Here is a 12114-nt window from a genome sequence, read left to right on the forward strand (position 1 = left end):
TCCGTTATTTTTATTCTGAGAATTAAAAAAATGGCGCCCGTTTTATTTACCACAAAACTAATAAAACAAAAACAGATTAATGTACTAAATCACTTAGCTTTTGAATGAACTTATAATTGAATTGGAAGAAATTACTCCAAAAGAGTTTTTTGGAGCCCATAATGTAAATATTGAACTTCTTAAAAAGTACTTTCCAAAACTTAAAATTGTTGCCAGAGGCAATAAAATTAAAGCCTATGGCGACGAAGATCTTCTCGAAGAGTTTGACCGCCGCCTTACTATGTTGATGGGGCATTTTGGCAAATACAACAAACTCGATGAAAACGCAATAGAACGTGTGTTGACTAGCCAAAGCAGTGATGATTACACAACTTCAGAGCAAAGTGGTGAAACTATTGTTCATGGTGTGGGCGGAAGACTGATAAAGGCCCAAACCCTAAACCAACGTAAATTGGTGGAAAGTATGCGCAAAAACGACATGGTTTTTGCCATCGGCCCTGCGGGTACAGGAAAAACCTATACGGGAGTTGCCCTTGCAGTACAAGCGCTTAAAAACAAAGAGGTCAAACGAATCATCCTTACAAGGCCAGCTGTGGAGGCTGGGGAAAATCTTGGGTTTTTACCGGGTGATTTAAAGGAAAAATTAGATCCTTACATGCAGCCTTTGTACGACGCTCTAAGGGATATGATTCCTGCTGAAAAATTGACAACGCTTATTGAAAACGGGACTATCCAGATTGCGCCTTTGGCGTTTATGAGAGGACGTACCTTGGATAATGCCTTTGTGATTTTGGATGAAGGTCAAAATACCACTCACGCCCAAATGAAAATGTTTTTGACCCGTATGGGAAAAAACGCCAAGTTTTTATTGACGGGAGATCCAGGACAAATCGATTTGCCTAGGCGTACCATTTCAGGTCTTAAGGAAGCTTTACTCATTTTAAAGAATGTAGAAGGGGTAGGGATGGTATTCTTGGATGACAAAGATGTGATTCGTCACAAATTGGTGAAAAAGGTCATTGAGGCTTATAAAAGCATTGAAAATAGGGAATAGTTTGAGCTTGCAAATTTTGATGCAAGTAACCTTTTTTAATGATACAGGTTGCTTAACTATTTTGTAAATTTGCACCGATTAATCCAAACGGGTTAACTTTTATTGATCAAACTATACAGACAATTTTTAAGACCTTATGAGTAATACTATCATAGATACCAATTTTAATTTTCCTGGGCAAAAAAGCGTTTACAAAGGAAAAGTTAGGGAAGTATACAATATCAATGACGAGCAATTGGTCATGATTGCCACAGATCGTTTAAGTGCTTTTGATGTGGTAATGCCAAAAGGAATTCCGTACAAAGGACAAATCTTAAACCAAATTGCGACCAACATGATGAAAGCAACGGAAGATTTGGTGCCTAACTGGTTAACAGCTACTCCAGATCCTAACGTAGCGGTAGGTGCTCTGTGTGAGCCCTTCAAAGTAGAAATGGTAATCCGTGGGTATTTGTCTGGTCATGCCGCTAGAGAATATAAAGCAGGAAAACGTGTGTTGTGTGGTGTGGAGATGCCGGAAGGTATGAAGGAAAATGATAAATTTCCACAACCAATCATCACGCCTGCAACCAAAGCGGAGCAAGGTGACCACGATGAGGATATTTCCCGTGAAGACATTTTGGCTAGAGGGATTGTTTCTGAAGAAGATTATTTGGTATTGGAAGATTACACGCGTAAATTATTCCAAAGAGGAACTGAAATTGCAGCTTCTAGAGGTTTGATTTTAGTAGATACCAAGTATGAATTCGGTAAAACCAAGGATGGTAAAATTGTATTGATCGATGAAATCCACACGCCTGATTCTTCTCGTTATTTTTATGCTGAAGGGTATGAAGAGCGTCAAGAAAAAGGAGAAGCACAAAAGCAATTGTCTAAAGAGTTTGTACGCCAATGGTTAATCTCCAATGGATTCCAAGGCTTGGAAGGACAAACGGTTCCTGAAATGACAGATGAGTATATTACAACGGTAAGTGAACGTTATATTGAGCTTTACGAAAACATCACAGGAGAAACTTTTGTTAAAGCAGATGTAAGCGACATCCAGAGCAGAATAGAAACTAATGTTTTGGAATATTTAAAATAAAACAGAACAGATCCTTTTTGGATTTAAAGAAAAAGGTAGCTTAAAAAAGCTACCTTTTTATTTTTGAGTTAGTTAGTGTGGTTGTGTGTTAATTTTTTTAACTTTAATAGTAAATTAATTAACCATGAAACCACTCTTTACTTTAAGCATTTTCTTATGCCTTTTTATTGCTCCAAATTGTTTTGCTCAAGATCCTTATCTCACTATTACATCCAAAGATTCCATTAATAATATTCCTAAGTTTAAGAGTAGTTTGGGGGTAAATATGAAGCTGAATGGTTATTTGGATTTGTTTGGAGGGCTTCAGGGCAATGACACCTTTAACATTGGCTACATTGACGTATTTGGAGACGATGACGAAACAAGTCTTAATGTTGATATGTACCAAACACAGATTAGGTGGTCAACGTTTATTGTGATGCCAAATGGACAACAGATTAAGGCTATAGTAGAATCCGATTTTTGGGGAGGCAATGGACATGTACGCTTAAGAAAAGCTTATGTGGAAAGTAAGCATTGGCAGATTGGGCAAAATTGGAACAATTTTGGGGACGAGGATCTTTGGCCCAATATTATGGAGTTGGAAGGCCCCCCTTCTGGAATCTGGGTTCGGAATCCTCATGTAAAGTATATGAATACTTTTAATGATGAAAAGTGGAAGTATGAAATAAGCCTGGAAGCACCTCAAGATGATTATTTTACCCTTCAAGAGATTCAACCTTTTTTGGATGATACGCATCAATCCACACCAGATGTCACCTTTGCAATGACCTATCAGAAACCTTGGGGACATTTACGTTTGTCTTCTATTCTAAGAAACATCAAGTATAAACTTAACGACAAGGTGGATAACTTTTTTGGATATGGCGCGACGTTTAGTGGTAAGCATACGGTTGACCGTAATTGTTTCCAATTTCAGTTGGTAGGGGGGAAAGGCATCTCCTATTATCTTACAACCATCTCCGGATTTGGCTATGACGGATATCCCGCCGTTGGAAATGATTTCAAAGGAACTTTGGCTTTTGGAGGTTGGGTAACCTATGAATATTTTTTCAACGAAAAGCTACACGGCAATGCGGTTTTTGGATACACGCGTTATAGTACGGATGATTCGGAACGCTATGTAATTATTGATGAAACGGAAGCCGAATTGGATTATATAGCTGGTGATTTTCGTCATAGACATTATTATGGTATCCTTAACTTGATGTACGATGCTTACGATAGAATGACCTTGGGGTTAGAGGTAGACTACGGAGTTAAATCGGTTAAATTTGATGGTAATATTGACGGGTTTTATTTTGATGAAACCTTTAAACGAGATGCTATGCGTATCAGTTTTGGCTTTATGTTTTCTCTTTAGAAAATTAAGGGTATAAATGGGAAATTCTTAAAAAATCATGTTTCAAAAAATATAAAACTCAAAATATTCATTGGCTTTTCTTACATTTATCACTCACGAAAGCCAATATGAACCAACTTAACCAACTCGTCTCCGACTTTTCTTCGCTTGCTTGGGGATTGCCATTATTGATATTGTTAATAGGGGGAGGCTTGTATTTATTGGTGCTATCCAGATTTATGTCCTTTAGGCTTTTTGGTCACGCCGTTCAGGTTTTAAGGGGAAAATATGACAATCCTAACGATCCTGGAGAAATCAGTCATTTTCAAGCCTTGACCACCGCATTATCTTCAACTATTGGTATGGGAAACATTGCTGGAGTGGCTGTGGCCATTTCTCTAGGAGGGCCCGGAGCTGTATTTTGGATGTGGATAAGTGCTGTAGTTGGCATGTCTACCAAGTTTTTCACGTCCACTTTAGCGATTATGTATAGGGGAAAAGATAGTGCTGGTGAGCTACAAGGAGGCCCTATGTACTTTATTATCGAAGGGTTGGGAAAATCTTGGAAACCAATGGCCATTTTTTTTAGCATGGCTGGGTTGGTTGGAGCATTGCCAGTATTTAATGCTAACCAATTGGCGCAAGCCATCAATGATATTTTGTTGATTCCAAATGGGATTGCTGTAGATTGGAAATCCAAAATTGTCTTGGGAATTGTTTTGGCATCCATCACGGCTTTGGTGGTATTGGGTGGTTTGAAACGTATCAGTCAAACGGCCTCCAAATTAGTGCCGAGTATGGTGGTGTTATATTTTGGCTTGGTCATGGTCATTCTTGCGGTTAATTTCAAGGAAGTGCCTAAATATTTATTGATGATTTTTACAGATGCCTTCGCAGCCAATAATTTTAAGGGTGATGCTTTTCTGGGAGGCATGGTGGGTGGATTGATTCTTTTAGGAATTCGTCGGGGCGCTTTTTCCAACGAAGCGGGAATAGGGACAGCCCCCATGGCACATGGTGCCGCCAAAACAGCGGAACCTGTGCGAGAAGGTCTTGTGGCTATGTTAGGTCCTGCCATTGATACCTTGGTGGTTTGTACTTTAACAGCTTTATCCATTTTGGTCACAGGAGTGTGGCAATCTTCAGATGAAGATGGGGTATCCTTAACTGCCATGGCATTTTCAGAGGCAATTCCGCATATAGGAACTTATCTCCTTTTATTATGTATTGCCGTATTCAGCTTCTCATCCTTGTTTACCTATTCCTATTACGGAGGAAAGTGCATGTCCTTTTTGTTTGGAGCCGATAAAAAACACTATTACAATTATGTCTATATAGGAAGTGTCATCCTTGGTGCTGCCACTAAGTTGAGTCTAGTAATCAATTTAATAGATGGTGTGTTTGCCTTGATGGCATTTCCCACGATGATTGCCACGTTGATCATGGCACCTAGGGTCGTGAAAGAATTGCAAAAATATCTTCAAAAATTAAAATCAAATGAATAATAAAGAACGTTCTAAAGCCTATTGGAAAGAAAACATTAGGTATGTACTCATTTTGTTGGCCATATGGTTCGCGGTGTCCTATGGTGCCGGAATTTTATTAAAAGAGGAATTGGATGCCATAAAAATTGGTGGATTTAAAGTAGGGTTTTGGTTTGCCCAGCAAGGCTCTATGTATGTGTTTGTGGTTTTGATATTCGTGTATGTGAGATTGATGAACAAATTGGATAAAAAATATGGCTATGATGAATAATATCTTTTTGACTGTAGATGTGCAAATGTGGACCTATATCTTGGTAGGAGTAACTTTTTCATTGTATATAGGCATTGCTGTTTGGTCCAGGGCAGGATCTACCAACGAATTTTATGTTGCGGGTGGAGGTGTCTCTCCTTTGGCCAATGGAATGGCCACCGCTGCCGATTGGATGAGCGCGGCGTCCTTTATTTCCATGGCGGGAATCATCTCTTTCAGTGGTTATGACGGTTCCGTTTATCTTATGGGGTGGACTGGAGGTTACGTGTTATTAGCCCTGTTATTGGCGCCTTATCTTAGAAAGTTTGGAAAGTTTACTGTCCCCGATTTTATTGGCGATCGCTATTATTCCAAAACCGCTCGAATTGTAGCCGTGTTTTGTGCTTTGTTGGTGTCCTTTACCTATGTGGCAGGACAAATGCGTGGCGTTGGCGTGGTATTTTCGAGATTTTTGGAGGTGGATATAGATACTGGTGTGATTATCGGGATGCTTATTGTCTTGTTTTACGCTGTATTGGGAGGGATGAAAGGGATTACCTATACACAGGTGGCGCAATATTGCGTGTTGATTTTCGCTTTTATGGTGCCTGCCATTTTTATTTCCATTCAAATGACGGGAAACCCGATTCCCCAATTAGGATTTGGAAGTCAGTTAGCGGATGGTTCTGAAACCTATTTATTGGATAAATTGGATGGCCTCAGTGCTGAATTGGGCTTTTCGGAATATACCAACGGCTCAAAATCGTTGACGGATGTATTTGCTATTACTTTGGCTTTGATGGTTGGAACGGCTGGATTACCACACGTTATTGTTAGGTTTTTTACGGTGAAACGGGTGAAGGATGCCCGTAAATCGGCAGGATTGGCATTGTTGCTAATTGCTATTTTGTACACCACGGCTCCAGCTGTGGCGGTATTTGCTAGAACCAATATGATTGAAACGGTTTCTAATAAATCTTATGCCTCTGTTCCGGATTGGTTCAAAAAATGGGAAACCACGGGATTGATTTCCTTCACCGATAAAAACAATGATGGAATCATCAATTATGTGGCAGATGAAACTCAAAATGAACTCAAGGTTGATAATGATATTATGGTTTTGGCAAATCCAGAAATCGCCAAATTGCCCAATTGGGTGATTGCCCTTGTAGCGGCTGGTGGCTTGGCGGCGGCTTTGTCTACAGCTGCGGGTTTGCTGTTGGTGATTTCGGCATCGGTATCTCATGACTTGATCAAAAAAATCATCAAACCAAACATTTCCGAAAACGGAGAGCTCATCGCGGCAAGACTATCGGCTGTTGGGGCGGTTTGTGTGGCTGGGTATTTCGGTATCAATCCTCCAGATTTTGTTGCGGCCGTTGTGGCCTTGGCCTTTGGGTTGGCCGCCGCTTCCTTTTTTCCGGCCATAATCTTGGGGATTTTCTATAAAAGGATGAACAAAGAAGGAGCTATTGCAGGGATGATTGTGGGGATTTCGTTAATGCTATTCTACATGATCAAATACAAATTGGGTTGGTTGGATGAGGAGCTTCCCGATAAAAGTGAATGGTGGTTTGGTATTTCTCCGGAAGGCTTTGGGAGTATTGCGATGCTCTGCAATTTTATCGTGTCTATTGTCATCATGAAGTTTACAAAGGCCCCGCCAGAGGATGTTCAGGAAATTGTGGAATTGATCAGGATCCCAAGTGGTGCCAAAGAAGCGCAGGGACATTGATTTTCTATACTTATTAATTGCTTTTTTGAACTTAATTTTTAGATTTGTATACTTTGTCTTACATAATGAAAAATGAATTATAAATACTATTTAAGAAGATTTGCAGCAGTAATTATAGACATAATTTCAATCAGTTTAATTATGTGGATTTATGGGAAATTAAAGAGTGGCACTTTGGACCTGAAAGATGAAAATATTCCGTCCTATATTTTTATACCATTTTTCTACCTGTACTTTATTTTATCCGAATTAGTTTTTCGGACAACCATTGGAAAACGAATTTTTAAATTACGTGTAAATTCTAATGGAAAGTTTTTCTTTTTCAAAGTTATTCTACGCAATGTTTTAAATCTAATTGAATTGGTGATTCCTATTATTTATTTGATTCCGATTTTAATCACAGGATTGGCCGGGGCTAGAAAACCTAGGAAGATAGGTGATTTAATAGCTGGAACAACAATTGAATAACTAGAGATTACGTTTTTCATTCTTATTAATGTTTGAATGAATCAAAATACAATAGAAGAAAAAAGGTTACTTCAAATAAACAGATAAAGTAGCAAGGCCCTTTATAAAGGGTTATATTTTATTCAATTTTGACAAAATATTACTACCATGTCTGCGCATTAATAAATAACTTGCCGACTCAATAAAAACTACTGAAAAATGAAATTTCCGAAGGATTTTGTATGGGGTTCGGCAACCTCTTCTTATCAAATTGAAGGAGCATGGAATACAGATGGTCGTGGGCCATCTATTTGGGACGCTTTTTGCCAAATACCGGGTAAAGTGTTTGAAGGAGATACGGGCGATGTCGCTTGTGACCATTACCATAAAATGAAGGAAGATGTGGCCCTAATGAAGCAAATGGGGCTTACTGCCTACCGATTTTCTATTTCGTGGTCGCGTATTTTTCCTCAGGGACGAGGCGAAATCAACGAAAAGGGTATTCAATTTTATTCAGAGTTAATTGACGAGCTTTTAGCAAATGACATAGAGCCTTGGGTGACTTTGTACCATTGGGATTTGCCTTTGGCACTTCAACTGGAAATGGACGGTTGGCTTAACAAGGACATCACCGATGTGTTTGTTCACTATGCTCAATTGTGTTTTGAGCGTTTTGGAGATCGTGTAAAACATTGGATTACGTTCAATGAGGCTTGGGTAGTGGCTATTTTGGGTTACGGCCAAGGCGTGTTTGCACCGGGACGTATTTCGAATACAGAGCCTTATTTGGCTGGACACCATATTTTGATTGCCCATGCCAAAGCGGTACAACTTTACAGAACTAAATTTCAAAAGGAACAAGAAGGAAAAATTGGCATTACCAATAATTGCGATTGGAGAGAGCCTTTAACCGATGCTGTTGAAGACCAAAAAGCCGCTCAACGTGCTTTGGAATTCTTCTTGGCTTGGTTTGCAGACCCAATTTATTTTGGAAAATATCCAAAATGTATGGAGGACCGTTTGGGAGACCGTTTGCCTAAGTTTACTGAGGAAGAACGCCAGATGCTTTTAGGATCTACAGACTTTTTTGGATTGAACCATTATACAACCATGTTGGCTTCGGAAGCTAAACAAATCAATGCAGGTTCGGTTTATGGTAATGGCGGTTTGAGTGAGGATCAAGATGTGAATTTAGCATTGGATCCCAATTGGGAATTAACGGAAATGCAATGGGCTGTGGTGCCTTGGGGCTGTAGAAAATTGCTGCATTGGATTTCCGATCGTTATGACCATCCAAATATTGTCATTACCGAAAATGGCTGTGCTTATGATGACCAAATTGTAAATGGAGAAGTCAATGATGAAAAGCGTGTGGAATTCTTTAAAGGCTATTTGGAAGAATGTGCCATAGCCATTGAAGAAGGCGTGAATCTAACAGGCTACTTTGCTTGGTCTTTTATGGATAACTTTGAATGGGCGTCAGGTTACAGCAAGCGTTTTGGAATGCATTATGTAGATTTTGACACTTTGGAGCGTACCCCAAAGGCTTCGGCAAAATGGTTTGCAGACTTTTTAAAGCAATAATTACTTAGTGATAGAGGCCTTAAATTGTTGTGGTGTCATTAATTCCAGCTTTTTGAACTGTCGGTTAAAATAGCTGGTATTGTTGAAACCTGATTTAAATGCAATTTCAGACATTCTAAAATCCTTGACTTCCTTCATTAGCTTTTTGGAAAACTTGATTTTTTCAGAGTTAATATAATCTATAGGAGAAACACCAAGCGTGTTTTTAAATTTCTTATGAAAATGAGAAGTACTCATACAGGCTTTTTCAGCCAATAAATCTACGGTAATATCCTTATTGGTAAGATTGTCCTTAATATACTTAAGGACCATTCCAATACGGGTATCATTAAACATATGGTCAGGGTCATTTAACAAAAATGTTTTAGCCTTAGTTTGTAGTAATCTTACTATAAGTTCCTGAATCATTAAATCCAAAAGGACATCTTTAGAGGTGTTGGTATTGGTAAAAGTATACACCAAGCGCTCCACTAAATGATTTACATCGGTGTTGTTGATGAGATGGGAAGCCGATTCATTTAAAGCCCATGAATTGTTTTCGTTCTCAATAGCCACTTTCTGATTAAACATTTCAACGACTTCATCTATTTTATCTTCATCAATTCCCAAAGCCAAACATTGTGTAGGACTATCTGCCGTAGCCAAGGGAAAATCAATGACCATTTCCTTGTTGGTAGGCATCACAACAGATTCTCCTGGAAAAAAATCAAAGGCTGGCAAGTCATCCAAATGCATCACTTTTTTACCCGTAAGCATACTGGCAATAATGGGGAAATCGAATTTCAAGGAAACCTGTTCGGCAAAGGCGTGGGTTTCATAAATATTCAATTCTGCATAATCTGCATTGTAGGTCGTTCTATTTTCTACAAGTGTGGTTAGTTTCCTATGTTTTTTATGTTGATTCAACAAGGAACTCATGGTTAAAATTTCAAATTGATTAAAAAAATGTTTAAATGATAGCTTTGTTCAAAAATATGATAATTATGTTCAATAAATTAACAATATGGTAAAATATATTTATAAAAGTTACACAATAGTCAAATTTTACAGCTTCAAATTAAGAACATGATAATTTTTAAAATGATTATAACATGTTGATTTTGAAGCTTTTTAAAAAGTTAAACCTAAAAAGTTGAAAAATGAGTTATTCTAAACCGAAATTTAAAGAAACCTACCACAATTTTATTAATGGTAAGTTTGTCCCGCCAGTGGGGGATGATTATTTTGAAAACACGTCACCTGTAGATAATAGTCTTATTGCAAAGTATCCCAGATCACAGAAGGAGGATATAGAAATGGCGTTGGATGCGGCCAATGCAGCCAAGGAAGCTTGGGGGAATACCTCGGCCACAGAGCGTTCATTATTATTAAACAAAGTAGCGGATATAATTGAAGCTAATTTGGAAGAGTTTGCCTTGGTGGAAACCTGCGATAATGGGAAGCCTATCCGGGAAACCCTAAATGCCGATGTGCCATTGTCGGTAGATCATTGGCGCTATTTTGCGGCTTGTATCCGTTCAGAAGAAGGGACGGCTTCCGAATTGGACGCCAATACACTTTCCATGAATATTAAAGAACCACTTGGTGTGGTGGGGCAAATTATTCCTTGGAATTTCCCTCTGTTAATGTTGTCATGGAAATTACCACCAGCTTTGGCTACAGGGAACTGCGTGGTGTTGAAACCAGCGGAGCAAACGCCTTCCTCAGCCACTTTGTTGATGGAAAAAATTGCGGATGTGTTTCCTCCTGGTGTTGTTAATGTAGTGCATGGTTTTGGACCGGAAGCAGGAAAGCCTTTGGCATCGAGTTCTAAAGTGGATAAAGTTGCTTTTACAGGAGAAACAACCACAGGACAATTAATTATGCAATACGCCTCTAAAAACCTCAATCCTGTGACTATGGAATTGGGAGGGAAATCACCTAACATTTTCTTTAATAGTGTGATGGATGCAGATGATGCTTATTTGGATAAGGCTATTGAAGGCGCGGTATTGTTCGCCTTTAATCAAGGGGAGGTTTGTACGTGTCCTTCCAGATTGTTGGTTCAAGAGGATATCTATGATAAGTTTATGGAGCGTGTTATTGCCAGAACAAATGCCATTGTTCAAGGAAATCCTTATGATACCAATACGATGGTAGGCGCTCAGGCTTCTAATGATCAATATGAAAAAATACAATCTTATTTAAAAATTGGTAAGGACGAAGGTGCCAAAGTGCTTGCAGGAGGAGAGGTCAATAAGTTGGATGGTGATTTTGCCAATGGATTTTACATTAAGCCCACCATTTTGGAAGGGCACAACAAAATGCGCGTATTTCAAGAGGAAATCTTTGGACCAGTGGTATGTGTGACCAAATTCAAGGATGAAGCTGAAGCTATAGAAATTGCAAACGATACACTTTATGGATTGGGAGCAGGAGTTTGGACACGTGATGCCCATCAATTGTATCAAATTCCAAGAGCGATAAAAGCTGGTAGGGTTTGGGTTAACTGTTACCATGCCTATCCTGCGCATGCACCGTTTGGGGGGTATAAAAAATCCGGATTTGGAAGAGAAAACCATGTCATGATGCTTAACTATTACCGCCAAACCAAGAATATGCTCATTTCTTATGACAAGAATAAACTAGGCTTTTTTTAGAAGTAATTGATAGCAATTGAAGAAGGCTGATGTCCCCAAAGTCAGCCTTTTTTTTATCTTATAACTATGGAACGATTAGCAATTACAGAAAAGGCCGCTGAAATAGTAGAGACCCTAAAGAAGAAGTATGGAGCGCTTATTTTTCATCAAAGTGGTGGCTGTTGTGATGGATCCTCGCCAATGATTTTAGAAAAGGAAGACATGTATATTGATGAGAGCGATGTGCTATTGGGCTATCTGCAGGACCTTCCTTTTTATATGAATCGCGATCAGTTTGAATATTGGAAACACACATATTTAACAGTAGATGTCACTGAGGGAAGAGGGGCTAGTTTCTCTCTTGAAATACCTTTGGGTGTCAGGTTTTTGATTCATTCAAGGTTGTTGACCGAAGAGGAAGAAGACTTTTTCAATAAGAAGGAATAGGATTTATCGTTAATCTTTTGAGTAGGATACTTCCGTCGACAGAAAAATGTTGTCGGTAGAAAAAGAGCT

Annotated in this window: 11 protein-coding genes; 10 read left to right on the forward strand and 1 reads right to left on the reverse strand. The window is 38.9% G+C overall.

What is annotated here, in order from left to right; genetic code table 11:
* Positions 1–100: 100 nt before the first annotated feature.
* From RBH95_RS08280 to RBH95_RS08315, 8 genes are all read left to right on the forward strand, one after another.
* Positions 101–1054 (forward strand): PhoH family protein, encoded by a 954-nt coding sequence (locus RBH95_RS08280; protein ID WP_307899115.1) that lies wholly within the window; start codon positions 101–103, stop codon positions 1052–1054.
* Positions 1055–1190: 136 nt separating this feature from the next.
* Positions 1191–2138: a phosphoribosylaminoimidazolesuccinocarboxamide synthase gene (locus RBH95_RS08285; RefSeq protein ID WP_307899116.1), complete on the forward strand. Its 948-nt coding sequence runs from the start codon at positions 1191–1193 to the stop codon at positions 2136–2138.
* Positions 2139–2262: 124 nt separating this feature from the next.
* Complete coding sequence (locus RBH95_RS08290) at positions 2263–3501, forward strand: hypothetical protein (RefSeq protein ID WP_307899117.1); 1239 nt, start codon at positions 2263–2265, stop codon at positions 3499–3501.
* Positions 3502–3608: 107 nt separating this feature from the next.
* On the forward strand, positions 3609–4985 hold the full coding sequence (locus RBH95_RS08295) for a sodium:alanine symporter family protein (RefSeq protein ID WP_307899118.1): 1377 nt from the start codon (positions 3609–3611) through the stop codon (positions 4983–4985).
* Positions 4978–5235, forward strand: coding sequence for a DUF4212 domain-containing protein (locus RBH95_RS08300; RefSeq protein WP_053978018.1), 258 nt, complete (start codon positions 4978–4980; stop codon positions 5233–5235). Before RBH95_RS08295 ends, RBH95_RS08300 begins: the two co-directional genes overlap by 8 nt.
* The gene (locus RBH95_RS08305) at positions 5225–6949 is read left to right on the forward strand and encodes a sodium:solute symporter family protein (protein WP_307899119.1); all 1725 of its coding nucleotides are present in this window, start codon (positions 5225–5227) and stop codon (positions 6947–6949) included. Before RBH95_RS08300 ends, RBH95_RS08305 begins: the two co-directional genes overlap by 11 nt.
* A gap of 72 nt (positions 6950–7021) precedes the next feature.
* On the forward strand, positions 7022–7417 hold the full coding sequence (locus RBH95_RS08310; protein ID WP_307899120.1) for an RDD family protein: 396 nt from the start codon (positions 7022–7024) through the stop codon (positions 7415–7417).
* 198 nt (positions 7418–7615) lie between these two features.
* Entirely contained in the window at positions 7616–8980 is a 1365-nt protein-coding gene (locus RBH95_RS08315; protein ID WP_307899121.1) for a GH1 family beta-glucosidase, read from the forward strand.
* Here RBH95_RS08315 and RBH95_RS08320 read toward each other — a convergent pair whose 3' ends face one another.
* Positions 8981–9898, reverse strand: coding sequence for an AraC family transcriptional regulator (locus tag RBH95_RS08320; RefSeq protein WP_307899122.1), 918 nt, complete (start codon positions 9896–9898; stop codon positions 8981–8983).
* 221 nt (positions 9899–10119) lie between these two features.
* Here RBH95_RS08320 and RBH95_RS08325 point away from each other — a divergent pair, with 221 nt between their 5' ends.
* Both RBH95_RS08325 and RBH95_RS08330 read left to right on the forward strand, forming a co-directional pair.
* Entirely contained in the window at positions 10120–11619 is a 1500-nt protein-coding gene (locus RBH95_RS08325) for an aldehyde dehydrogenase family protein (RefSeq protein ID WP_307899123.1), read from the forward strand.
* Positions 11620–11685: 66 nt separating this feature from the next.
* Complete coding sequence (locus RBH95_RS08330) at positions 11686–12045, forward strand: DUF779 domain-containing protein (protein ID WP_307899124.1); 360 nt, start codon at positions 11686–11688, stop codon at positions 12043–12045.
* The last annotated feature ends 69 nt before the right edge of the window (positions 12046–12114 follow it).

Source organism: Mangrovimonas sp. YM274 (assembly GCF_030908385.1).
Taxonomy (GTDB): domain Bacteria; phylum Bacteroidota; class Bacteroidia; order Flavobacteriales; family Flavobacteriaceae; genus Mangrovimonas_A.

Bases quoted from the DNA above. Each gene is read 5' to 3' on its own strand.
- RBH95_RS08285 (WP_307899116.1), top strand. From the start codon at position 1,191: ATGAGTAATACTATCATAGATACCAATTTTAATTTTCCTGGGCAAAAA.
- RBH95_RS08290 (WP_307899117.1), top strand. From the start codon at position 2,263: ATGAAACCACTCTTTACTTTAAGCATTTTCTTATGCCTTTTTATTGCT.
- RBH95_RS08295 (WP_307899118.1), top strand. From the start codon at position 3,609: ATGAACCAACTTAACCAACTCGTCTCCGACTTTTCTTCGCTTGCTTGG.
- RBH95_RS08300 (WP_053978018.1), top strand. From the start codon at position 4,978: ATGAATAATAAAGAACGTTCTAAAGCCTATTGGAAAGAAAACATTAGG.
- RBH95_RS08305 (WP_307899119.1), top strand. From the start codon at position 5,225: ATGATGAATAATATCTTTTTGACTGTAGATGTGCAAATGTGGACCTAT.
- RBH95_RS08310 (WP_307899120.1), top strand. From the start codon at position 7,022: ATGAATTATAAATACTATTTAAGAAGATTTGCAGCAGTAATTATAGAC.
- RBH95_RS08315 (WP_307899121.1), top strand. From the start codon at position 7,616: ATGAAATTTCCGAAGGATTTTGTATGGGGTTCGGCAACCTCTTCTTAT.
- RBH95_RS08320 (WP_307899122.1), bottom strand. From the start codon at position 9,898: ATGAGTTCCTTGTTGAATCAACATAAAAAACATAGGAAACTAACCACA.
- RBH95_RS08325 (WP_307899123.1), top strand. From the start codon at position 10,120: ATGAGTTATTCTAAACCGAAATTTAAAGAAACCTACCACAATTTTATT.
- RBH95_RS08330 (WP_307899124.1), top strand. From the start codon at position 11,686: ATGGAACGATTAGCAATTACAGAAAAGGCCGCTGAAATAGTAGAGACC.